This window comes from Flintibacter sp. HCN-6482 (genome assembly GCF_037892565.1).
GTDB classification, from domain to species: domain Bacteria; phylum Bacillota; class Clostridia; order Oscillospirales; family Oscillospiraceae; genus Lawsonibacter; species Lawsonibacter aceti.
This window is the reverse complement of record NZ_JBBKBK010000002.1, coordinates 392,403-415,637: the sequence shown is the minus strand read 5'-3', so window position 1 is coordinate 415,637 and position 23,235 is coordinate 392,403. Positions and strand designations below refer to the sequence as shown.

General features: G+C 55.0%; 17 protein-coding genes and 1 riboswitch. Of the genes, 12 read left to right on the top strand and 5 right to left on the bottom strand.

All coding sequences use genetic code 11. The annotated features are described in order from the left end of the window. The first annotated feature begins 35 nt into the window (after nucleotides 1–35). The 6 genes from citD to WKS99_RS06940 all read left to right on the top strand — a co-directional run bounded on the left by citD (nucleotide 36) and on the right by WKS99_RS06940 (nucleotide 6,003). A complete protein-coding gene (gene citD, locus WKS99_RS06965) occupies nucleotides 36–338 on the top strand; it encodes a citrate lyase acyl carrier protein (protein WP_186852989.1) in 303 nt (100 codons plus the stop codon). Then, nucleotides 331–1,236, top strand: coding sequence for an HpcH/HpaI aldolase/citrate lyase family protein (locus tag WKS99_RS06960; RefSeq protein WP_243201012.1), 906 nt, complete (start codon nucleotides 331–333; stop codon nucleotides 1,234–1,236). Before citD ends, WKS99_RS06960 begins: the two co-directional genes overlap by 8 nt. 1 nt (nucleotide 1,237) lies before the next feature. Further along, complete coding sequence (citF, locus tag WKS99_RS06955; protein WP_186852991.1) at nucleotides 1,238–2,794, top strand: citrate lyase subunit alpha; 1,557 nt, start codon at nucleotides 1,238–1,240, stop codon at nucleotides 2,792–2,794. Nucleotides 2,795–2,947: 153 nt separating this feature from the next. After that, the gene (locus WKS99_RS06950) at nucleotides 2,948–3,973 is read left to right on the top strand and encodes a Bug family tripartite tricarboxylate transporter substrate binding protein (RefSeq protein ID WP_186852992.1); all 1,026 of its coding nucleotides are present in this window, start codon (nucleotides 2,948–2,950) and stop codon (nucleotides 3,971–3,973) included. Nucleotides 3,974–4,045: 72 nt separating this feature from the next. Continuing rightward, on the top strand, nucleotides 4,046–4,486 hold the full coding sequence (locus WKS99_RS06945) for a tripartite tricarboxylate transporter TctB family protein (RefSeq protein ID WP_186852993.1): 441 nt from the start codon (nucleotides 4,046–4,048) through the stop codon (nucleotides 4,484–4,486). A 17-nt stretch (nucleotides 4,487–4,503) separates the two neighbouring features. Beyond that, nucleotides 4,504–6,003, top strand: a complete 1,500-nt coding sequence (locus tag WKS99_RS06940) for a tripartite tricarboxylate transporter permease (RefSeq protein ID WP_186852994.1) — start codon at nucleotides 4,504–4,506, stop codon at nucleotides 6,001–6,003. A gap of 388 nt (nucleotides 6,004–6,391) precedes the next feature. Here WKS99_RS06940 and WKS99_RS06935 read toward each other — a convergent pair whose 3' ends face one another. Both WKS99_RS06935 and WKS99_RS06930 read right to left on the bottom strand, forming a co-directional pair. Further along, nucleotides 6,392–6,595, bottom strand: coding sequence for a hypothetical protein (locus WKS99_RS06935; protein ID WP_340405645.1), 204 nt, complete (start codon nucleotides 6,593–6,595; stop codon nucleotides 6,392–6,394). 2 nt (nucleotides 6,596–6,597) lie between these two features. Continuing rightward, on the bottom strand, nucleotides 6,598–7,434 hold the full coding sequence (locus WKS99_RS06930) for a TrmH family RNA methyltransferase (RefSeq protein WP_340405644.1): 837 nt from the start codon (nucleotides 7,432–7,434) through the stop codon (nucleotides 6,598–6,600). Nucleotides 7,435–7,680: 246 nt separating this feature from the next. Between WKS99_RS06930 and WKS99_RS06925 the strand changes: the two genes are divergently transcribed. The 6 genes from WKS99_RS06925 (at nucleotide 7,681) to WKS99_RS06900 (ending at nucleotide 15,544) form a co-directional block, all read left to right on the top strand. Continuing rightward, nucleotides 7,681–9,114: a HAMP domain-containing sensor histidine kinase gene (locus WKS99_RS06925; RefSeq protein WP_340405643.1), complete on the top strand. Its 1,434-nt coding sequence runs from the start codon at nucleotides 7,681–7,683 to the stop codon at nucleotides 9,112–9,114. Next, a complete protein-coding gene (locus WKS99_RS06920; RefSeq protein WP_147571243.1) occupies nucleotides 9,107–9,796 on the top strand; it encodes a response regulator transcription factor in 690 nt (229 codons plus the stop codon). Before WKS99_RS06925 ends, WKS99_RS06920 begins: the two co-directional genes overlap by 8 nt. Before the next feature lie 150 nt (nucleotides 9,797–9,946). Beyond that, on the top strand, nucleotides 9,947–11,671 hold the full coding sequence (locus tag WKS99_RS06915) for an efflux RND transporter periplasmic adaptor subunit (RefSeq protein WP_340405642.1): 1,725 nt from the start codon (nucleotides 9,947–9,949) through the stop codon (nucleotides 11,669–11,671). A 1-nt stretch (nucleotide 11,672) separates the two neighbouring features. Further along, a complete protein-coding gene (locus WKS99_RS06910; RefSeq protein WP_186852997.1) occupies nucleotides 11,673–12,419 on the top strand; it encodes an ABC transporter ATP-binding protein in 747 nt (248 codons plus the stop codon). Further along, nucleotides 12,416–13,603, top strand: coding sequence for an ABC transporter permease (locus tag WKS99_RS06905; RefSeq protein WP_147571245.1), 1,188 nt, complete (start codon nucleotides 12,416–12,418; stop codon nucleotides 13,601–13,603). Before WKS99_RS06910 ends, WKS99_RS06905 begins: the two co-directional genes overlap by 4 nt. An 87-nt stretch (nucleotides 13,604–13,690) precedes the next feature. Then, nucleotides 13,691–15,544 carry an S-layer homology domain-containing protein gene (locus WKS99_RS06900; protein WP_340405641.1) on the top strand — a complete coding sequence of 618 codons (1,854 nt, stop codon included), beginning with the start codon at nucleotides 13,691–13,693 and terminating at the stop codon, nucleotides 15,542–15,544. Nucleotides 15,545–15,617: 73 nt separating this feature from the next. Here the strand turns inward: WKS99_RS06900 and WKS99_RS06895 are convergent, their stop codons facing one another. The 3 genes from WKS99_RS06895 to WKS99_RS13475 all read right to left on the bottom strand — a co-directional run bounded on the left by WKS99_RS06895 (nucleotide 15,618) and on the right by WKS99_RS13475 (nucleotide 23,098). Then, complete coding sequence (locus WKS99_RS06895) at nucleotides 15,618–20,249, bottom strand: S-layer homology domain-containing protein (RefSeq protein WP_340405640.1); 4,632 nt, start codon at nucleotides 20,247–20,249, stop codon at nucleotides 15,618–15,620. Nucleotides 20,250–20,365: 116 nt separating this feature from the next. Then, a riboswitch (cobalamin riboswitch) is annotated at nucleotides 20,366–20,582 on the bottom strand. A 71-nt stretch (nucleotides 20,583–20,653) separates the two neighbouring features. Next, nucleotides 20,654–22,072: a phospholipase D family protein gene (locus WKS99_RS06890; RefSeq protein ID WP_340405639.1), complete on the bottom strand. Its 1,419-nt coding sequence runs from the start codon at nucleotides 22,070–22,072 to the stop codon at nucleotides 20,654–20,656. A gap of 771 nt (nucleotides 22,073–22,843) precedes the next feature. Continuing rightward, nucleotides 22,844–23,098, bottom strand: coding sequence for an elongation factor P hydroxylase (locus WKS99_RS13475; protein ID WP_186853001.1), 255 nt, complete (start codon nucleotides 23,096–23,098; stop codon nucleotides 22,844–22,846). Nucleotides 23,099–23,235 lie beyond the last annotated feature (137 nt).

The window sequence follows — 23,235 nt, the reverse complement described above, 5'->3', positions numbered from 1 at the left end:
ATATAAGTGGACAAAAAATCTGGGAGGGGATAGCTATGGAAATCAAAAAACCAGCAATGGCCGGGAGTATGGAGTCCAGTGACTGTATGGTCACAGTACGTCCTGGGGAGAGTGGAATAAAAATCGACCTTCAAAGTGATGTGGAAATGATGTTTGGGGCGTCAATTTTGGAGACGACGCGGCAGTCACTAGCTGAACTCGGTGTGGAGCGGGCGCAAATTTCCATTGTGGATCGGGGCGCACTGGACTGTGTGATTCGTGCTCGGGTTCAATGTGCGGCTCTGCGGGCTGCTGAACGCTCCTATGACTGGTCGAGGGAGGGTGCTTGTCTTGGCTGAACGACAGATTCATTTAAAACGCACAGGGCTTTATGCCAGCGGGTGCAGTCCAGTTAATATGATACAGGCGGTGTTCTACAATGAGGACATGTTAGTTTACGATCTGGAAGACTCAGTGCCGGCATCGGAAAAGGACGCCGCACGGCTCCTTATCTATCAAATGATGAAGTATCATCGTCCACGGAACAAGTATGTAGCTATCCGCATCAACGCGCTGTATTCTGAGTATTTCGAAGAGGATCTACAGGCGGTAGTACGAGCCAATCCAGACGCCATCCGCCTTCCAAAAATTGAATATGCCAAAGAGGTTCAGAGCATTTCTCAGCGGATAGCTCAGATTGAAGATCAGGTCGGGCTTGAAGTTGGGAAAATAGATCTGATCTGTAATATTGAGTCTTATATGGGGATAATCAATGCTCAGGAAATTGCCTCTGCTGATCCTAGAGTGGTGGCGCTTACCGTCTCCGCAGAGGATTTGACCGCCAGCATGAAGGCGCAGCGGACAAAAAAAGGACTGGAAGTTTTCTATGCTCGTAATGCAGTCCTGTTGGCTTGCCGGGCTGCGGGAATCGATGCCATTGACGTAGTATTCAGCGATATCAACGACGAAGAAGGGCTGCGAGAAGACACAGCGCTGGCGAAAAATTTGGGCTTTGACGGGAAAACGGTGGTTCATCCCAGACAGATTGACGTAGTCAACAGCTTTTTCACGCCGAGCCAAAAAGAAATCAACTATGCGCTACGGGTATTGGACGCGGTGGAACAAGGGAAACAGTTAGGCAAGGGGGCAGTTACTCTGGATGGGAGCATGATCGACAAACCGATTGAAATGCGGGCGCGAACCACTTTGGCCCAGGCCGAGGCCGCCGGTATTAAGCTGGACAGGATGGTGATTTAGGATGAAGAATGCGGTTGGCCGGGAATTACCAGAACAAATTGGCGAATATAAGGTCAGGCCCTATCAGGGAGCCTATGAAGGGATGCCTTCCGAAGTACCGATTCACACACTGCGCCGGGCAGGAAAGAGCTTTTCCCATACAGAAAAGTTGGTCTTTTCCCTGAAGGAGGCCATTGAACGGGTAGGACTAAAGGACGGCATGACCATTTCCTTCCATCACAGCTTCCGGGAAGGCGATAAAGTGATTGGGCAAGTTCTGACTGCCATCCGAGAGATGGGAATCAAGAATCTTACCTTTGCGCCCAGTGCGGTAGTTAATATCAAAGAACCTTCGGTAGTAGACTTTGTCCGCGATGGCACCATCCGCCGTATTGAGGCCAGCGGAATTCGGGGCGATTTGGGGGATGCGGTTCTGGAAGGCCTACTGGATCATCCCGTTATCTTGCGCACCCATGGCGCTAGACCCAGGGCCATAGAGGCGGGAGAATTAAACATTGATGTGGCATTCATTGGAGTATCTGCCGCTGACGAATACGGAAATGCCACGGGGCAGATCGGTCCCAATGCCTGTGGCGCCCTGGGCTACTCCTTTATCGATGAACGCAGCGCAGATAAAGTAGTAGTTATTACAGATTTTCTGGTGGATTATCCCTGTACTCCTGCCAGTATTTCTCAGCAGTTTGTGGATGTGGTGGTGAAGGTAGAGCAAGTGGGGGATCCGGAAAAAATTGGGAAGGGCGCCGCCAGAATGACCAAAAACCCTAGAGATCTGATCATCGCCCGCCGTGCCGCCGATGTCATGGCCGCCTCACGGCGCTTCCAGACAGGTTTTTCCTTCCAGACCGGAGCGGGAGCTATCTCCATCGCTTGCACTAACTATTTGGCCCAGCATATGGAGCAGAGGGGCGTTACTGCCAGCTTTGCGTTGGGAGGCATGACAGCCAGCATCATAGAGATGTATCATAAGAAGCTGGTCCGCGTGCTGGAGTGCAGCCAGAGCTTTGACGCCGTAGCGGCCCGGGCCATCGTGGAAGATGCAAATATTCTGGAGATCGATAACTCAGTTTATTCCAATGCGTTTACGAAAGGAGCAATGCTGGATAAGCTGACCTTCGGTGTACTGGCCGCGTTGGAGGTAGACATCGACTTCAATGTCAATATATTGACCGGATCGTCTGGAGAGATGCTGGGAGGGCTGGGAGGCGGCCCTGATGTGGCTGCGGGCGCAGATATCAGTATTGTTTGCCTTCCAGTTTTAAGAGGGCGGACCCCCTCTATTACAAAACGGGTATTTACCTGTTGTACTCCGGGTGAGACCGTCGCCGCAGTGGTGACAGAAGCTGGAATAGCGTTGAATCCCAAACATGTACATTATCAGGAGCTATGCGAAGATCTGGAGCGGGCAAACCTGAAGCTGGTTACAATTCAGGAGTTACAGCAGTTGGCAGAATCACTAACTGGTATACCAGCCCCGATTGAGACAACTGACCGAGTGGTGTGTATTGTGGAATACAGAGACGGGTCAGTTATTGATGTGATTTATCAAATTAAACGGTAGCGCCAAGGCAGATCCATCATAATACATATAAAAATTACTTATATCCACATCGTTTTTTGATATTTTTTCAAAATGTCAAAAACTGATATAATACCAACAGGGTGATTATAGGATCATTCCCATATCTTATTTGTTATAATAGGAGGACTGAATATGAAGCGTTTATCCATTTTGGCACTAGCACTTGCGATGATGTTCAATCTGATGGCCTGCAGCAGCAATACGTCCGGTCCTGAATCGAATTCCGGTTCCAACGGCGGAAGCTCCACTTCGGAGCCCTCCAGTAGTGGAAATGGAGAAGAGTGGAAGCCTTCCCGGACTATTGAGCTAGTTGCCTGCTATGCTGCTGGTGGCGGACATGACATTTTGTTGCGTACAATGCAGAAGATCATTGCAGATGAAAATCTCAGCAGTGCTAACTTTAATGTGGTAAACAAAGATGGTGGTTCCGGTGCTATCGGTATGGCCTATGTAGACGGGCACGCCGGGGATCCCCACTACCTCATGTGCACCACTTCTTCCTTTACCACAACTCCGCTGCAGACCGATCTTGGGTTTAACTATGAAGACTTCACCCCCATTGCGCTCCTGGGCCTGGATCCCTCGATTATTGTGGTGCGCACCGACTCCGGGATCACGAACCTGGACGAGTTGCTGGAGACGCCGGATGTCTCTCTCGGCGGCACCGGCGTGGGCACCATCGATTACATCATTACCAATAAACTCAACGAGGCAAAGGGTGTTGAAATCAACTACATCCCTTATAATGGTGACGGCGAGCAGGTAACCGCTCTGCTGGGCAATCAGGTAACCAGCATCTGCTGTAATTACAATACAGTTTCGGAGTATATCAACAATGGCGACTTTACCTGTATCGCCACCTTTACCCCGGAGCGGCTGGACGCCAATCCCGATATTGCCACCGCAAAAGAGCAGGGCTACGATATCGAGATGAGCCTGTACCGCGGTGTGTGCGCCGCTGCTGACATCACTGAGTCGGAAAAGCAGTTTTATTATGATTTAATGACCAAGGTGAATGAATCTGAAGCCTGGCACAATGATTATTTGGAAGCCAATGGTGTGGAGCCCTATTTTCTGCTGGGGGATGACTTCAAGGCTTATCTGGATGAGGTAAATGAGGAGTTTACCGTTGCGCTACAAGAGGCGGGTCTAATCTAATGTGAATAGCGGGTGGGACGACCGAAGCCGCCCCCCGCCATCACAAAAGGAAAGGGAGGTACTTCTGTTTTTATGATTACCATGTACCGGGTATTCCTTGTCTTTATGGGTGCAGTTTCTGCGTATATGATCCCAGAGGCAATGGGACTGCCCAAGGATTCCCAATATACTATCGGGCCCGGCTTCCTTCCTAGTATTATGCTGGGGGCGATCCTGGTGGGCTGCGTGTTACTGCTGATTATGGATTCCCGTCACAAGGATACAGCCTCCATTGATAAAAGTGCGTATGGACGGCTTGGCCTATATCTGATGTCTACTGCGCTGTTAATTCTGGCCATGGAATATATCGGCATAATTCTCAGCGTTATCGTCTATATTTTCTGTGTTATTTTCTTCATTGAGAGGAACGGCCTTACATCTGCGCTGAAAGTCTCCCTGGTCACTGGGCTTGGCATCTATCTAATCTTTCACACCTGGCTACAGGTTCCCATGACCATCTGTAATTTTTTCTGAGCTGAGGAGGAAAACACATGGAAATTCTACAAAATCTGGGGGCAGGCTTCTTAGTAAACCTGACACCCTATAATTTGGTGGTTATCTTTCTTGGCTCTATGGTAGGAACCATCGTGGGGGCACTTCCCGGCCTTGGCCCATCTGCCGGTCTGGCCCTTATGATTCCTCTCACGTTTACAATGGATGCTTCTGCCGGCTTGGCGCTGTTGATGGGTGTCTATATGGGGTGTATGTTTGGTGGACGTATTACCTCAATTCTAATTAATACGCCGGGCGACGCACCGGCCATTGTGACCTGCCTGGATGGATATCCCCTGATGCAGCAGGGAAGAGGCGGCTTCGCACTAGGCATCTCTGCAATTAGTTCGTTCCTGGGGGGCTTTTTCGGTATTGTCGTACTGGTATTTCTGGCACCTACCATTGCTTCTCTGGTCATCAATTTTGGCGCACCAGAATATTTTATGCTGCTTCTGCTAGGGCTATGTACTATCGCACTACTAGCAGGTGACTCTGTAATCAAGGCACTCTTTATGACCGCGATTGGATTTGTAATCGGTCTTGTAGGATGTGACTTTGTTTCTGGCTACACCCGGTTCTGCTACACCCCGGAACTGCTTGAAGGCATTGATTTCGTAGTTGTCATAATGGGAATGTACGGTATCGGTGAAGTGCTGCACAACATCGAGCACAAGGTTCATTTGAATTTAGGCAAGCCAAACTTTAAAATGAGCGAATATATCCCGACAGGAAAAGAGATCAGGGATGTCTCTATGCCCATGCTCCGCGGTTCCATTATCGGCACCGTAATTGGAATCCTTCCCGCCGCTGGCGGCACAATCGCAACCTTCTTAGCTTATGCTACCGAGAAAAAGCTGTCTAAAACACCGGAAAAATTCGGTCAGGGAATCCCGGCCGGCCTTGCCGCTCCAGAGGCCGCTAATAACGCCTCGGTGGGTGGCGCTCTAGTTCCTCTAGTCACTATGGGAATTCCAGGATCCGGCGGCACCGCAATTTTATTGGGTATTTTTATTATGTTTGGTATGCGCCCCGGCCCCCTGCTGATGGTTGAGTCGGGGGATATCGTGTGGGCCATGATCGCCGCTCTGACCATCGCCAATGTGTTCCTGCTAATCTCTAATCTGCTGATGATTCCCCTGTTCGTCAACGCCATTCGCCTGGTAGACAAAAATTTGTCCGTATTAGTACTTACCCTGTGCTGCGTAGGTGCGTACGCACTCAATTACAGCTTCTTCAACGTGTGGTTGATGCTTTTGTTTGGCCTCTTTGGCTATATGACGAAAAAATTCAAGCTACCTACCGGCCCCCTCATTCTCTCAGTTGTACTAGCATCCTCTTTAGAGAGCTATTTCCGGCAGTCTCTTATGCTTTCCAAGGGCAGCTATATGATTTTTGTGACCCGTCCAGTCAGCCTGGTTATCCTTCTCATCATCGTAGGTTTCTTTGTTTACGGTGTAGTGAGCAAGCAGGTCAAGAAAAGAAAGGGAGCAAAGGCTTAATCTTCTCATATCAGATACTGGGACAGTTGAGCGATGATAGTTTCATTGACAGATTCAACAGAATACTCAGCAGCATATGATCTTAACCCGGCCTCCCCGCATCTCCAAAATTAGGATTATCTTACAGATAGAATCTCGAAACGCAAAAACGTTACACTTAAACGGCGACAAGGAAAAATATAATTTCATTATATGGAAGCAAACAGGGCCAGCGATACATTCACTGGCCCTGTTTGCTTTGATGGTACCAAAGCAAATAGCAGATATATCCGTATGCCCTTCTCATACCTTCCCAGCTCTCAGGATCAGCTGGACGTTTGACTTGAGCTCTGCCGAATTGTCGGCAGCTGCCCTTTCGCATGGAGGTTTAAATACGTCGGAATGTTTTTTAGTCCTGCCCCAGCTCATCCAGGCGGTCCTGCAGCTCGTCCACCAGGTCCTCCAGCTCCTCATGGAGCTCTCCCCAGCGTTCGTGTTCCTCTGTACCCATATGCTCTGGTTCCTGTCCGTCTAACCGGTCTATCTGATCCCTCACCCGGTCCAGGCCTTCCTGGGCCTCTCTGCCACCGCGGAAGGTGATAATATCCGCCATATTTACCCCTTCTTTTTCACCCGCAGCTGCCAAAAGGCCACCGCGCTGGCTGCTGCCACGTTGAGAGAGTCTACCCCGTGTCCCATAGGGATGCATACCGTATCGTCACACCCGGCCACTGTGGCAGGAGCCAGGCCATCCCCCTCTGTTCCCAAGACCAGGGCCAGCTTGTCCTCCGCCATCAGGCGCGGGTCCTCAATGCTGATCGCCCTGCTGTCCAAAGCCAGGGCCGCTGTCCGGAAGCCCAGCTCTTTCAGTCGGTCCAGTCCGGGCCTGGGCCACTGGGAGGCGTCGCTCCCAATCCAGGTCCACGGAATTTGGAAGACAGTACCCATACTTACCCGGACCGCCCTGCGATGGAGCGGGTCGCAGCAGGTAGGGGTGACCAACACGCCGTCCAGGTCCAGCGCCGCCGCCGAACGGAAAATCGCCCCCACATTGGTCGCGTCCACGATCCCCTCCAGGACGGCGATTCGGCGGGCGCCGGCGCACACCTTCTCCACCCTGGGCAGTACCGGACGTCCCATGGCACACAGCATCCCCCTGGTGAGGTGATAGCCGGTCAGCGCCGTCAAAATCTGGTCGTCCGCGGTGTAGACCGGCGCCTCCCCGCACCGCTCTATAAGAGCCCGCCCCGCTCCCTCCAAATGTTTGTGTCCCATCAGCAGGGCGATGGGCTGACAGCCGCTGTCCAGAGCATGTCCGATCACTTTGGCGCTCTCCGCGATAAAGATCCCCTTTTCCGGCTCTCTCCGGCTACGAAGCTGCCCCTCTGTTAGTCGGGCAAAGAGATCCAGCTCTGGCGCCCTCCAGTCCGTTATCTCGATCACATGGGCCATCGTTCCGCTCCTCCAATGTTTAGGAAGGGAGGTCAGCCCCGCTTGTCCCGCCGGTTCTCCCCTCGTTTCTGTCATTTTACCACAGCCCGCCACAGGGTACAAGGGACACCTAGGACGCTGCCCGATACCAGTCCACCCCGCCGCCCGGCAGCGTATCTGTCCGAATTTGTAAAAAGTTTAGATTTTCCCCCTTCTTTTTTTACAAACAGGCACTATAATAAAATCATTATTATGGGAGGTGTCTGTATGAGCATCAAGCGACACCTATTTTTCTATAATACTATATCGGTGTTTACGGCTCTGGTGGTCATGTTGCTGGTCAGCGGGGTAACCACCCACTTTACCGCAGAAAACTACCGGCGGCAGAGTATGGCATCCATGGACGTGACTGCTACCATTGAGGTGCAGGAACTGCTCCAAGGGGAGGAAATCATACGAAAAGACTGGCCCGCCCTGGACCATCAGCTTCGGACACGGGGATATGCACTGACCGTCACCACACAGGAGGGGGATCCTGTATTCTCCTCTTTGGATCCGGCCCAGGACCGGCTATACCATGAGGTGGGCCAGGAAGCGAACTGGGTGGAGGCCACCCCTATCACTATCCAGAGTGCTGATATGGTCATGGTAGGCACAATCAGCGACAACTACTCGGTTGTATCAGTCTCCACCCCCGCCATGCCCATGTTTCTGGGCAGCAAGAGGCCCCCGGCTGAGATTGCCGTCCTTTCCATGGTCCTTAGCGGAATGGCTGCCATTGTCGTTATCGTGGCGCTCAATCTGCTGTTTACCCGCCGGCAGGTCAGAAGGCTGCTGGCACCGGTGGACGCCCTCGCCAGGGCTGCCCGTCGTGTGGAGGAGGGGGACTTCTCCCAGCCGGTGGACTATGGCGGACAGGATGAGTTCTCCTCGGTGTGTACCGCCTTTAACCAGATGCAGGAGCACCTGTTGGCCGAGCGGGAGAAGTCCGCGGCCTATGAGCGGGCCCGCACCGATCTGGTGTCTGGTATCTCCCACGACCTCCGCACCCCCCTCACCTCGGTCAAGGGATATATCAAGGGACTGCGGGACGGGGTGGCCCAAACTCCCGAGCGCCAGCTCCAGTATCTGGATATCGCCTACCGCAAGGCCTGTGATATGGACATACTGCTCCAACGGCTATTTGATTTCTCCCGCCTGGAGACAGGGAACCTCCCCCTCTTTCCCGAGCCCGCCGATCTGGGGGACTTTGTATCCCACTTTGTCCAGGAGGCTGGCCAGGAGGTGGAACAGGAGGGCGGCCGGGTGGAGCTCCACATGATCCCCTCCGCTCACCCGGTGTCTATGGACTCAGAGCAGATCTACCGGGTACTGAACAATCTGAAGGACAACGCCCTTCGGTACGCCGGGGCCAATCCGCTAATCCTCACCCTGACCGTATGGCGGCAGGGCGACATGGAATGCGTCCGCTTCGCTGACAATGGTCACGGGGTAGCGCAGGAGTGTCTGCCCCGCCTGTTTGAACGGTTTTGGCGGGAGGACCAGGCCCGGAGCAGCCAGAACGGCGAGGGCAGCGGCCTGGGGCTGTATATCGCCAAATGCATCATCGAGGCCCACGGAGGGACTATCCGGGTTAAAAACGACGGGGGGCTGGTCTTTGAGATCGCCCTGCCCCGAAGGGAGGACGACTGCCATGGCTAAACTTCTGCTGGCTGAGGACGACCAGGCTATCTCTATGCTGGAGCGGGACTATCTGGAGATGGAGGGCTATGAGATCACGGCGGTAGACAACGGACAGGCCGCCATCACAGAGGCACTGAAGGGGGAGTATGACCTGATCCTGTTGGATCTGATGCTTCCTGGCTGCAATGGGTACGACGTTTGCCGTCTCATTCGGGACAAAATAGACATTCCCATCCTGATGGTGACTGCCCGTACCGAGTCAGTAGACAAGGTCCGGGGGCTGGGTCTTGGGGCGGACGACTACATCGCCAAGCCTTTTGACCCGGCGGAGCTGGTGGCCCGTGTCAAATCCCATCTGGCCCGCTATGCCCGGCTTACCGGCGGCCAGGAGGAACAGGAGGCCCTCACGGTTGGGGATCTCCGCATCCTGCCCCAGAGCTGGAAGGTCTTTAAAGGGGAGCGGGAGGTCAAGATGCCCAACCGGGAGTTCGCTCTGCTGAAATTTCTGGCGGAGCACCCCAATGTGGTCTTCTCCAAGGAAAAGCTGTTTGAGGCCATCTGGGGCTGTGACTATCTGGGGGACAGCGCCACTGTCACCGTCCACATCGGCCGCATCCGGGACAAGGTGGAGGACGACCCAGCTCACCCCACACTCATCGAAACCGTATGGGGCGCAGGCTACCGCCTAAACCGGCAATAACTGATAAAACGCCGCTGAGAAGTCTATCGCTTCTCGGCGGCGTTTGAAATTGTTTGAGTCCTGTTTATCTTTTGTTGTGATTTTCTCCTCCCCCCGTTCAAATTTGTTAGATACACTGGACCTACCTTATGTTGGAAAGGACAGTGTCCCATGATGAAGTTACCGGTTTTATTGAAGCGAGAAGTCCCGTCACCGGAGGATACCCCTCCCAAGTCGGGCTCCAGTCCGTGGAAAAAGAGACTGCTGAGGAAAAGGGTACTGATCCCCGCAGTGGCCTGTGTGGTGGCCCTCTCTCTGGGGATACACTTTTTCGGGGGCGGCCAGACCGCCCTGGCCGCCGACTTGACCTATACCACCGCGGCGGTGGAGCGGCGGGATATCACCTCCGAGATCACCGGAAGTGGGTCTCTGGAGGCGGCCAACTCCTATTCCGTCACCTCCCTGGTGGATGGCACCATCCTCGCTGACTATTTTGAGGAGGGGGATCAAGTGAACGAGGACACTGTTCTCTACGATATCGACAGCTCTGACATGGCCAGCTCTCTGGAGCAGAGTGAGATCTCTCTGAGTCAGGCCCAGCGCAGCTACAACAATAAGTTGAAGGACCTGGCTGACCTGACCGTCATCGCTCCCAAAGCAGGACAGGTGGTGGATATCGCCGTGGAGGCAGGGGACGATGTGAGCGCGGGGCAGACCGTCGCCACCATCCGGGACTCAGACACTATGACTTTGAAGGTCCCTTTCCTGGCCGATGAGTCAGCCGGTTTCTATGTGGGCCAGAGCGCCCAGGTCACCCTGGACAGCACCTTTGAAGTGCTGAATGGCACAGTCACGGAGGTATCTGGCGTGGATCAGGTGCTGACAGGCAACGTCATTGTCCGGGATGTGACCATACAAGTCAGCAATCCTGGCGGTTTGTCCACCAGCCAGACAGGCTCTGCCACAGTGGACGGCTGCGCCAGCGCCAGCGGAGGCAGCTTCTCCTATCTGGCAGAGCGGTCAGTAACTGCCGAGGTCTCTGGCACTGTCGCCAGCATCCACGTCAGCGAGGGCGACCGTCTCTCCCAGGGGGGAGCTATCCTCACGCTGACCAGCGATAATCTGGAGGATGAGCTCCAAAGCGCCGCCGAGGCTTTGAGAAATGCGGAGCTTTCTCTGGAGAGCCGGTATGACCAGCTGGATAACTACACCATCACCTCCCCCATCTCCGGCACTGTCATCGACAAGAACTACAACGCGGGGGAAAACATCGAGACTGGTCAGACCCTGTGCTCCATCTACGACCTATCCTATCTTACCCTGACGCTTAATGTGGATGAGCTGGACATCTCCAATATCCAGGTGGGGCAGCAGGTGCTTATCACCGCCGAAGCGGTAGAGGGCCGGACCTATACAGGAGTAGTCACCAAGGTCAGTGTGGCAGGCACCTCCTCCAGCGGGACCACCACCTATCCGGTCACCATCCGCATTGACGAGACAGACGGTCTTCTCCCCGGCATGAATGTGGATGCCACCATCACACTGGACAGCGCCGGCGGCGTACTGGCCATTCCCAGCGCCGCCCTTAACCGGGGGAACACCGTTCTGGTCACCGCCGACTCCCCCAGCGCCGCCAATGGCACTCTGATGGAGGGCATCGGCGGGGACGGCGAACAGTATTATTCCGTCCCTGTGGAAGTAGGCGTCAGCGACGACAGCTACATTGAAATCATCTCCGGCCTGCAGGAGGGGGACACCGTGGCCTATATCCCAACCACCTCCTCGGGCAGCTTCGAGATGGGCAGCATGATGATGATACCTGGCGGAGGCATGGGCAGCGTTACCATCAGCGGCGGGCCCGGAGGCGGTATGGGCGGCGGGCCTGGAGGGTTCTGATATGAGCGCACTGATCACCTTTCAGAACGTCTGCAAGTATTACCATATGGGGGACGCCACGGTAAAGGCCGCCGACCACATCTCCTTTGAGATCTGCAAGGGGGAATTCGTGGCCATCGTAGGTTCCTCCGGTTCTGGCAAGTCCACATGTATGAATATCATCGGCTGCCTGGATGTACCCTCGGAGGGCACCTACCTCCTCCAGGGCCGGGATGTGGGCCAGATGAACAAAAATGAGCTGGCAGAGATTCGGAACGAGATGCTTGGCTTCATCTTCCAGCAGTACAATCTCCTGCCCAAGCTGAATCTGCTGGAAAATGTAGAGGTCCCGCTGATGTACGCCGGGGTGTCTAAGGGGGAGCGCCGGGAGCGGGCCCACCAAGCGCTGGCCCAGGTGGGGCTGGACGACAAGTGGCGCCATAAGCCTATGGAACTGTCCGGCGGCCAGCAGCAGCGGGTATCTATCGCCCGTGCTTTGGTCGGCCATCCCTCTGTCATTCTGGCCGATGAGCCCACCGGAGCGTTAGACTCCCGCACTGGGCGGGAAGTGCTGGCCATGCTCCAGGATCTCCATGAACAGGGTCACACCGTAGTGCTCATCACCCACGACAACTCCATCGCCGTCCAGGCCCAGCGAATCATCCGTCTGGAGGACGGACATGTGGTATATGACGGCCCCTCCGACGATCCGGAGGCGGTAGTCACCCCCCGGGCCGCCGGAGCAAGGAAAGGGGGACAGCCCCAATGAGAATCACCGAATCTCTCTCCCTAGCGCTGAAAAATATCGTGTCCAGTAAGACCCGGACCCTCCTCACCATGCTGGGCATCATCATCGGTGTGGCGGCGGTCATTGTCATCGTGGGCCTGGGAAACGGCCTGGAGGGCTATGTGGCCGACAGCTTTGCGGACATGGGGACCAACACCCTCACCGTATCTGTCCAGTCCCGCGGAGCCACCCGGACTATGGAGGTAGAGGATATGTACCAGATCGTGGATCAAAATCCCGACTATCTGGACCTGTGCTCCCCTACCGTGTCCATGATGGGGGTCAAGATCGGTACGGATCTCACCTCTACCTCCGCCACCGGGGTCAGTGAGGACTATTTCAGCATCAAGGGCTACACGCTCTCCCAGGGCCGGGGGTTACAGTACAGCGACATCGCTTCCCGCTCCAAGGTCTGCGTAGTCGGAGCTTATGTCAACCAAGCCTACTTCGGGGGCAGCGCCGTGGGCCAGACCCTGCGGGTCGGTGGACAGGCGCTGACCATCGTGGGAGTTCTGGACCAGCAGGCGGAAACCATGGAGGAGGGAGGAAGCGACGACTGCCTCTTCCTCCCCTACTCCACCGCCGCCCGTCTGGGGGGTGGACGGGTTTCCAGCTATGTCATCACCATGGTGGACGAGAATCTGATGGACGCCAGCCAGTCTGCCCTGGAATCGGCCCTGCGCAGCTTTTTCGGCAGTGATGACTATTACACAGTCGTTACCATGTCCGAGCTGCTGGACTCCATGACCAGTATGATCAATATTTTAGTGGGTGTGCTGGCTGGGATCGCCGCCATCTCCCTGGTGGTGGGAGGCATCGGCATTATGAATATTATGCTGGTATCCGTGACCGAGCGCACCCGTGAGATTGGCGTACGAAAATCTCTGGGGGCCAAGGAGCGGTATATTATGGAGCAGTTCGTCATCGAGGCGGCGGCCACCTCCGCTCTGGGAGGCGTCATCGGCATCGTTCTAGGCTATCTCCTGTCCGCGGGAGCCACGGTGGCGGTGGTCCGGCTGATGGGCGAGGCCCTCACCGTGTCCCCCACCCCCACGGCGGTATTGGCGGCCTTCGGCATCTCCGCTGGTATCGGCGTTTTGTTCGGTTACCTCCCGGCCAAGAAGGCCGCCCGCCTCAACCCCATTGACGCGCTGCACTACGACTAAACCAGGGTGGAGCGTGAAGAACAGTATGGAAACAGCTTGTATATGGAGTCTCTTCACTCTCCACTCTCATCAAAAGGAGTTTTTACGATGAAATTAACTCGCCTTCTCTCCACTCTGCTGGCCGCCTGCCTCTCCATGTCTCTGCTGTGCACAGGCTCCCTCGCGGTCAGCGACAGTGCGAAACTAGAGACCATCCAGGTGTTGGGCATCCTGTCCGGGGACGGCTCCGGCAATCTGAATCTGTCCAGTTCTGTCACCCGGGCCCAGTTCGTCACTATGATGGTGGCCGCCTCCAGCCATAAGGATGCGGTGGGAAGTTACGGCAGCTCCCTGTTTAAAGACCTGAAGGGGGACCACTGGGCCAGCCCCTATGTGAAAGTGGCGGTGGAGCAGGGTTGGATGTCCGGTTATGTGGACGGCACCTTCCGCCCGGACCAGGGCATCACCTTGGAGGAGGGCTGCACAGCCCTTCTGCGCCTGCTGGGCTATGATTCCAGCACACTAACCGGGGCCTACCCCACGGCTCAGTTGTCCAAGGCCAGTGCTCTGGGGCTGCTGGACGACGTAGGCGCTGTCCAAGGTCAGCAGCTCACCCGGCAGGACTGCGTAGACCTGTTCTACAATGCACTCACCGCCCAGAACAGCGCCGGGACGATCTACGGCACCACACTGGGCTATACTGTCACCAATGGACAGGTGGACTACTCGGCCCTGGTGACCGCAGATACCAAGGGCCCCTATGTGGCGGAGAGCGGTGCTCTCTCCCTCTCTTTTACCCCCTCGTCCGTATACTACAACGGGGCTCTCTCCTCTCTCTCCTCAGTCCAGCAGTATGACGTATACTACTATAACGCCAATATGAAAACTGTCTGGATCTACCACGACCGGGTAACCGGAACGCTCACCGGCGTCTCCCCCAGCAAGAGCGCCCCCACCTCCGCCACCGTGGCCGGGGTGAGCTACGACATCGGCACTTCCGAGGCCACTTATCAGCTCTCCAGCCAGGGCTCCTTCCAGGAGGGCGATCTGGTCACCCTCCTGTTGGGCATGAACGGCGAGATCATATCTGTGCTGGACGCCCAGGAGAGCGAAGCGACCTATTATGGCAGTGTGGTATCCAGTGTCAAGGGGGCCTCCAGCTCCTCCACCAGTAGCTCCTCCACCACCAGCGCCCAGGTGACCACCCAGGTAGCCTGTACCGACGGAGTCGTGCGCACCTTCTACCATAGTGGCTCCGCTTTAAATACAGGCCGTCTGGTCACGGTGTCAGTCACTCAATCCGGGACCAAGGTGACTTCTCTGTCCAACAAAAAGTTGGAGGGGAGCGTGAGCAAGGACGGCAGCAGCTTCGCTGGCCACGACTTCGCAGACGGAGTCCAGATCCTGGACACCGACGAAAATGGCGGCTACGCCCGTATCTACCCCTCCCGCCTGGCGGGCGCCAAACTGTCTGGTGACGACGTGCGCTACTACAGCCTGGACGCCAACGGAGATATCGACCGCCTGGTCCTCCATGAGGTCACTGGAGATACCTGGGAGTATGTCTATGTGAGCAGTGTAGTAAACAACTCCTCTGACATGAATATCTCCGCCTCCTACATCTATGTCCAGGATGGGCAGACCCAGACGCTGAACAGCAGTAAGCTTTACAGCGTCAAGAGCGGCGGCGCGGCCATGATCTATGAGGACGGCCAGGTGAGCTCCATGCGGCAGTTGTCCTCTGAAACGTTGGACAGCGTGTCCTCCCTGTCCGCCATGGCCGGCAATCAGGAATATGCCCTGGCAGAGGATGTTCAGGTCCTGCTTCGGGACGGCTCAAAATACTATCAGACATCCCTGTCCCAGATCAACGGCGAAGGTTACCGGCTCACCGGCTGGTACGACAACCTGGGCTGTCCCGCCGGAGAGCGCATCCGCATTATCGTGGCTACTCCCCGCTGACCTCCCTCTTCTTTATACGAAAATGGCCGGGCAGGATAAAATCTCCTGCCCGGCCGGTTCTTTTCTGTTCACGTCACCGCAGCATCAGGGCAACCAGTTGACGGAGCATCACAGCCGCCTCGGCTCTGGTGGCGGTGCCTCCAGGGGCCAGTGTCCCGTCCGGACGTCCGCTTAGGATGCCGCTGTCCACTGCCCAGGCCACCGCCTCCCGTGCCCAAGCGGACACGGAGCCGCTGTCCGTAAAACTGGTCAGCGTATCCCGCCCGCTGGTGACCATATCCAGTGTTTCAGCATAACGGAACAGCATCAGGGCGAGCTGTTCTCGGGTAACGGGGTCGTCCGGTCCGAAACGGCCGTCGCCATAACCGGAAATGATGTTCTCCCCAGCGGCCCAGGAGATGCCTTGGGCGTACCAGGCTCCCTCCGCCACATCGGCAAAGGGAAGGTCCGCTGTTTTTTTCTCTGGCTCCTCCAACTGGAAGAGGACCGTGGCCAGCATCCCCCGGCTCAAGGTCTGCCCAGGGGAGAACTGGTCCTCGCTCACGCCGGAGAACAGCCCACGGCCCGCCACGAAGTCCACCGCCGAGCTGTACCAAACTCCGTCCGCCACGTCGGAGAAGGCGCTCTCATAGTCCACCAGCTTCACAGTGGCCCCCTCCTCCAACAGGAAGACGGCCTTTCCATCGCTGATCAGGGACTTTTTCACCACTTCCTCCCTGCCGTCAGCGTGGACGATGACCACCAGCTTGTTTTCCTCCGCCTGATCAATGACCACCCTCTGGAGGCCCTCGCTGTCTTCGGGGAGGGTAACAGTGTAGGTGCCGTCAGACTTATTTTCCTCCACCTCAACGGAAGTCTGGCCCGATTCCCCCTTCCCGCCGGAAGCTCCGCCGCTTGAGGGGCGGTGGTAATCCGGGTCCACCTTGCTGGCGTCCTCGGTGTAAAACACCTGAATCTCATCCCCGCTGTGGAGGGAGCAGCTCCCCATGTACACGTCGGGAAATTCTCCGTTTACCAGATACATCCAGCCGGAGTCCTCGCCATGCTCCTTCTCCCGCAGGGAACCCCGAGGGCCGGAGATGGACACGATGTAGGTGCCGCGGCTTCGCTCCGCCGTGTAGCCGTACTCATCCAGCATCTCGGTGAACACATCGTAGACTGTGTAGGTCTCGCTCAGTCCACTCAGGGCAGTAGTTCCGATCCACTCCTCGCCATCCAAGCCGGACAGGGAGAAAGTGACGTTGTCGATGGTGTCCACCACTGCTGTGGTGCTGGTGGGGTCCGCGGTGCCCCGAACCAGCAGCTTCAGGCCGGGCAGGACGGCCTCATTTACCGCCGCTCTGGCGGCAAACGCGGCGACGGCCTGGGAGGTATCTGCGGTGACCTCCTGGTAATACAGGTCGGCCAGTTCAGCATACTTCGCATATTTCACGGTATCGCGCTGGTACAGCTCACCGTATTTGCCCAGCGTTTCGCTGGACAGATAGCTGGTGATGACGACGTTCTTAGGTTCTTCCTGCCGGGTAACCAACAGGTTCTCGTGGCTGATGACATTGGGGTTGCTGGATTTGAACAGCCGCCAGGCCTCCAGTTCCTCCCACCCCTCGATGGGGGTGGGGACGATGCCATAGCCCTTCATGTCCTTCATATCCCGGACCCAGACCAACTCGCCGTTCTCCTCATAGACCTCCTGGAAGGGGGACAGGTCGGTGGTAATGTTGTCGATGGCCTTGTTCTCTCCCCGTATGCCGTTGAAGTAGTTGGCCTTGACCTTCTCCATCAGCGCCAGCTCGTCATCGATCTCCTTCTGTGTCAGGGCGGGGACCTCGATGGTAAAGGACCGGGCGGCGGTGACGCTGGTTTCGTCGTCGTGGAGAGTGACCGTTATGATGACCTTCGCCGGCTCCTCCCCCACTCCGGGGCGGTACACCCAGAGCCGGGCGGCATTGTTCACACCCGGAGACTGGATGACCTCCTCGTGATCGCTGGACAGGGTGACAGGCATATACTTTCCGTCTACGCCGAAGTCCCGTGTGGTGGGCAGCTGGATATCGTTGATGGCTGTGTAGACGCCGCCCTCGTCCGGAGTCAGCCTCTCACCGGTCAGGGCGTCGGAGAGGCCCTTAGCCGCGAAGCCCTGGTCCAGCTTGGTTAGCAGCTCCTGTTCGATTTCGGCATACTGATCCCCGTCCATAGCTGGAACGGTCACTTCAAATGTATTGACAAGTTCAATGGGGGCTTCCTCGCCAATGACATCGTTGGTATACTGGAACGTAAATTTGGCCGTGAGGATAACGGTCTGATCTTCCTCCCCGCGGCGTACCACACCTACATAGGGGTTAAAGAGCGTGTCGGCAGTATTCTGGTTTTCTCTGCCGATGGAGATAGCTTCCTCGTTGTCAGACTCCCAGGATATCTGGGTCCAGTATTTCTTGTCCACCACCTTGGGCAGGGTGAGGTTTTCGGTGACAGCCAAGCCGTCTCCGCCTCCGATGGAGGAAAGGGTGACCTGGCTCATGATCTCCTCGCTCATAGCCGCCCTGACCTTGGCTGCATCCCAGTAAAGGATAACCGGCACATCGGAGAGCGTGGCGGCCGCCCCATCCTTCTCCAGCGTAAAGGCCACCTTGCAGCTTCCAAATTTGACGGCCGGAACCGTATTGGGGTCCTTATAAAAATAAGTGATGTCGCCGTTATCGCCAATACCTGCCCCTCCGTAGACTTCGGTGACAGACGCGACGGAGACGGTGATGTCATCAAAGCCCTTCTCCGCCAGATCGGCCAACACCATGCGGTTGAGGTTGGTGTCCGTGTCGTAGACCGGGCAGAGCCTGTAATCGTCGCTCAGGGCGGTAATGGCGTGCTGCAGTTCATTTTGTTTGTCCTCATCTGCGGCGGTGTCGGACCAAACTACAATTTTGTACAACGTATTGTAGAAAGCATCGTTGTATGTATATTTTGCAGACAGAGTTACAGTCACCGTCCCCTGAGTTGGGCGGATGACGGTACCGTCTGCCGCGATCACATCATTAAACCCGCCCCACTGGATCTGGGCAGTAATCCCGTTTTCTGTGACCACAGCGGGAAACTCCAGCTTGGTATCCTCTTTGATCTCGTCAGGCAGTCTATTTTCCTGATAGGCCACCGGGTACAGCTTGCCGTGGTCGGCAGTACGGACGGTTGCCTGGTGATCCTGGCAGCTGTGAATCACCCTGCCGCCGCAGGTGATCTCAACCCCGATTTTATATTTCTGGTCTTCTGCTCCAAAATCATCTTCCGAAATGGTATAGGTGGCTTCCGTGGCCCCGGCGATTGGATGAGAGGTGGGATATGCGGCCATAGGCTCATACTTGTACCACTGATATTTCATCTCCAGTCCGGGATACTGTTCCGGGGAATAGGTGCCGCCGCCCTCGATGTTAAGGGCAGCTTCTACCGTCTGCCCTACGGCCACCGCGCCGGGCTGACTTATATTTTGAATGGTGACAGTTGTAAAATGCGGGATCACCGTCAGGGTATAGTCATCTGTGTACTCCTCCCCATCGTAGGTCACCGTGGCTGTTACATTCACCACGCCGCCCTTGCCGGCGGTGACCACATAGCCTTTCACATCGCTGTCCTGGGTGGTTTCCACCCATGCGGCCGCCCCTTCATTGCTGGCGGAAAAGCTCCACTGGACCTCTGGGGTCTCGTCCCCCATATTCTGATAGTCTACATAGAGAATGGTATCATTTTTGTCGCCGCCGCCCGTCTGTACCCAAATTGTATCGCCGTTGGTAGAGCGGATGGAAATACTGGGCTCGGGGGGCTTGGGAGTATTCCCAGCCTGCCAGACGAGGATTACATTACCCTCTGCATCGGTGGTGAAGGCATCGCCCAGCAGAGAAGCGTCGATTGGAAGATCAGAGTTGTCAAAGCAGTTGAACAGTTCGCCGTTGAAGCCGCTGATGGCATCCGATGTGGTAAAGCAGTTGCGAATCGGGGTAGTTGAATATACCTGCCCGACGATACCCCCGGCCCTGTTGGAACCGGAGATCGTGCCGGTGCTATAGCAATTTTCAATGCTTGTCCCATTGGCGGAGCAATAGCCTAGAATGCCCGCCGCCGCGCCGCCTCTGATGTCTGCGGTGTTGGCACAGCCTGAGACGCACACAGATCCGCTGTTGACCCGCCCAATGATGCCGCCGGCCCCCGCATTTACTCCGGTCTTGGAAGACTGGACGCTGCCAGAAAAGGAGCATCGCTCGATGGTGACAGTGCCGTTGGTCTTGCCAACAATGCCACCAACATAACCACTCTTGGTTGCTGACACCGTTCCTTCAACCTTCAGATTTTTAATCGTCGCGCTGTTCACGGTGCCGAACAGTCCAACGCCGTTCGTGCTGCTGTCGTTGATGGACAGTCCGCTGATAGTGTGTCCAGCTCCGTCAAAGGTACCGGCGTAGGCGCTGGTGACATAGCCATTTTGCGGATTAAACGGTATCCATTCCTCATTTTCCAAATCAATGTCAGCCGTCAGCACAGCGGAGAGAGTTCGCTCCCCGCCATTGACCCGATCCCGGAACGCTTTTAGCTCCTCCGCAGAACTAATGTTTACAGAATCGTCCACAGCATTTTCTGCCGCCCACGCCGTCCCCGGCAGCAGGCCCAGCGCCATGACCAGGGTGAGTAGCAGGCTCAAGGCCCTTGTCCTTATTTTCCTCATCAAATCTCCTCCATTTCTCTCATTCAAAACTCAAATAATATAAAAAACGGCCGCGGCAGACCATAACAGGACTGCCGCGGCCGACTTTTCCCGCGGTGCATTTGGGCATACCAATGCCCTGTCATATAAACACCATAGGTCTTCCGGCTTGTGGGGTGTGGAGCACCGCTCCGCGCCTGTCGCTCCGCCTTCTCAGGATCGCTCCCAATGACCGGCTCACGCCATGAACGACAGCCTCCCCCGCATACGGCAACGGGTATTGCTCCGGGTTCTCACCGGATTCCCTCATCCCCGCCTCTGCCCAAAGCAGACACGAGGTCATGATGCTTTTTTTGTCATTATAAAATGATGTTCCGTCCTTGTCAATCCGAATTCCGTTCTGCCTCTTTGCCCAGACTATTATTTTACAAAAATCTCCGCAACGGGATGGTAAGTACCCGCAGGACCAGATAGAACGCCTTTTTCCCAAAGCTCAACTCCTTCGGCACATACTTTTCCCCATACTGATACTCTCCGTCCTCTCTCATTGTCTTACTGTACGTCTGATCGCGCTCGGCCTCTTCCCGAATCATCCGGTTCAATTTGGGAGAATCCACCACCAGCATCAGCTCCGTATCCTGATAGGTGCTTCTCATATCCATATTGTACGACCCGACTACGCTGAGTCTATCGTCAATTACCATAGCCTTTGTATGGCAGGAATGTTCCCCCATATACTCATAGACCTGTACGCCCGTATCCCAGATTTTCCGCCGTTGGTTCAGATAGTCGGTACATCCCCAGGGATTTGCGCCACTGGCTACATCGTTTGTAATAATCTGAATCTCTGTGCCCCCCGAGGTCAGCCGCTCCAGATCATGATACATCTCCCGCCCACAAATAATATAAGGGGTATAAACGATCACCTGTTTCCCCTGAGACATCAGCCGGTTGAGAGAATACCACATCCAGGGCTCCTTATTTTCCGCCTGGATCGGATTTGTCAAAAGGCTGATCCGCCCGGTTTCAAATGTACGCTCCCTCCAGTCCACGGGGACAAATAATTCTGGCTCTGCCGCCCTCATAGCCCGCTCCCGGCTGCGTAACGACTCCTCCTCTCGCTGCCGGTCTTCTTCTCCAAGGCGGCCCTGAAACAGTCTGCTGTCCGGAAGCGCCCAAACCGACTCAAAATAGTTCACCAGCTGATACAGCGAGTCCTCTGGATCCTGTCCAGACCGCATCACAAGAAGCTCCCGGTCGATGTTCGGCTTGACAGAGGGCTGCTCTCCCAAAAACAGATCCGTTGTATTTCTGCCGCCCAGAAGGTAGACCTTTCGATCTACGATCAAATATTTATCGTGGAGCCGCGCCTGCAGCTTCCAGGGCTGGAGCAAGTCAATCGGATTATAAATTTTCAGTTCCACGTTTTTGTGGCCGGCCAGCGCCTTGAATACCGGATCCTTCTTCACATCCAAAAAACCGCTGGCGCCGTCCACCAGCACACGGACCTGAACTCCTCTTTCCGCGGCACAGAAAAGGGCCGAGACCATGTCTGTCCCGCTGCTGTCCCCATTGAAATCGAAGGTCGAGAGGATGATCTCCTCCTTCGCGTTTCCAATCAGATTCATCCGGCAGAACAGTGCATCCTTATTGTTGTCAATATAGGCCGCCCGCTCCGGGCCGACGCCTGTCCCATAAAATCGGCGGTCTTCAAAAGCAGCTCGATACTCTGGTGAAACCTCCTTATGCTCTATGTACGGCACCACCACGGCCAGTATATACAGTAGAATCAGCAGAAACGGAAGCGCTTTTAGACAACAACGCAATACGGAGCTTTTCACCATACTAGTTCCTTTCTCCAAGCCACTTTAAGCTACTATCTTTCTCCTGGGATGTAGACAGTACTATATCAACAAACCATATATCCCGCAAGGGGAAAACCTCCGTTTTTACAGAAATGTCATACTTTTTGTCGAAGACGCTCTGTTATTCCGGGAATCCTTGTTAGGCATCCGCCGTCAAAAACTAATAATGTCAGGCTGACCATCAGGAAAGTGCCAAGGGACTCCGTTACCGTAGTAACCATAATTTGAGAGGCCGTTTTTTTCGTCTGTTTCCAGATGATCTCTGTACCCATCATCGAGACAAAGATAAAACACTCTTTGATACCTTACCACTGCGTATCCATGGTACCTCTTATCAATAAGCAGAGAGTGTGCGGGGCAATCAAAATTCCAGTAAGCAGCCAGCACCAAAATAAAAGGTAGTCTTTCCTTTATTCAGCATTTTTGTTGAATAACATGGCAACTAGAAATTGTCAATCTATGTCTCCATCTGTTATACGGTCCATTTGGACTCTGTCTGGCCGTACAGAGCCGCACTTACGCTCCATGATTTGAATGCGCCTTCTTCCATCCATTTTTATCCATTTTTATCCATTTTATTCATAAATAAAGCTTTATTATATACCTCTTTTTTGTCTAATTAAACTTCCAATTATGATACATTTTCGCCGTTTTTCTAAAAAATATTCTTCATTTTTCACACTTTAAATCCGTTTAAAAGAGGTATATCATCTTTATATTCTTTCTTAGAGGTGAATATTTATGAACTTCTCAAGCTTTGATTTCACGACCCTGCGGGATATACCAATATCCCACCCCTATTATGACACCCCGCGAATCTCCATCTCCGCAAAAGGGAGCGTTTCTATGAACGGAGCTCTGAAAAAAGCAGTAGGAGAACAGAGAGCGTTTCGGGCGAAACTTAGCCCTGATGGCTGTCTGTTTGCGCTTTATCCCAACGAATCGCCTAATATCCGTTTTTCTCCTAAAGGTGGGCACATCATGCAGCCAGCTCTCGTTGAGCATCTGGAGCAGCTCGGTCTATCACTACCTGTTTTGTATACGTTAGAGTGGAACACCGAGCAGCAAGCCTGGGTTGGCTGCTGTGATGAGTTACCTCAACCCCCATCCATTTCTAAACTAAGTCCCCCTCCAAGAGCCTC